Genomic DNA, 994 nt, shown 5'->3' on the forward strand with positions numbered 1-994 from the left:
GCCTCGATGAATGGCGACGATCCCGCAACCGCCATCAACATCCGCGGCCTGGAGCAATATGGCCGCGTCGTCGTCACCCTCGACGGCGCCCGCCAGGACTACTGGCGCGTCGGTCATGGCTCTGGCTCGTTCTATGTCGAACCCGACCTGATCAAGGAAGCCACCGTCATTCGCGGTCCGGTCTCGAATGCCTATGGTTCCGGCGGCATCGGCGGCGTCGTCTCCTTCGAGACCAAGGATGCCGGCGATTTCCTCAAGAAGGATGAGCGCTGGGCGCTGAGCGAGAAGCTCGGCTACGAGGACAATGGCGACGGCTTCACCACCAGCACCACCGGTGCCTACCGCTTCAGCGACGATGCCGATATCATCGGCAACCTCATCTACCGCGACCGCGACAGCTACACCGATGGCAATGGCGACACCGTGCCATGGACCGGCGAGCGGGTGACCAGCGGCTATCTGAAGGCGACGTTGCGGCCGGCCGATGGCCATGAGCTGAAGCTCGGCGCCATCCTGCAGCGCTACAACGACCAGATCACCGGATCGAGCGGCTCGACCTCGCCGACCCTGAGCCGCTATGACACCGACACCACCAACCAGACCTACACCGCCGCTTACACCTGGAAGCCCGACGACAACGCGCTGATCGACTTCAGCGCCAATGCCTATCACAACCGCACCCGCGCCGAGCAGACGCAGGTCTGGCCGACCTCGGCGATCGGCAATTTCCGCTTCTACGACGTGGCCACGACAGGTTTCAATGTGAAGAACTCCTCGCGTTTCGACGTCTGGGGACTAGCACATACGCTGACCTACGGACTCGACTACTACTATCTCGAGGCCTCCTCGGAAGCGGCGCATTTCGGCGCTGGCCAACAGCAGGGTTATGGCGGCTTCCTGCAGTGGCAGGGCGATTACGGGGATTGGCTGCAGGTCATCGCGGCGATGCGCTATGACGGCTACCAGCTCGATGGCGAGACGCGCATCCCGTCAC

Annotated in this window: 1 protein-coding gene; it reads left to right on the forward strand. The window is 63.2% G+C overall.

Annotated features, from left to right (window positions below):
- Positions 1 to 994, forward strand: a 994-nt coding sequence (locus tag EOA22_RS35075; protein WP_164756243.1) for a TonB-dependent receptor plug domain-containing protein, incomplete at both ends; no start/stop codon positions are given.

This window comes from Mesorhizobium sp. M7A.F.Ca.US.014.04.1.1 (genome assembly GCF_003998745.1).
Classification (GTDB): domain Bacteria; phylum Pseudomonadota; class Alphaproteobacteria; order Rhizobiales; family Rhizobiaceae; genus Mesorhizobium; species Mesorhizobium ciceri.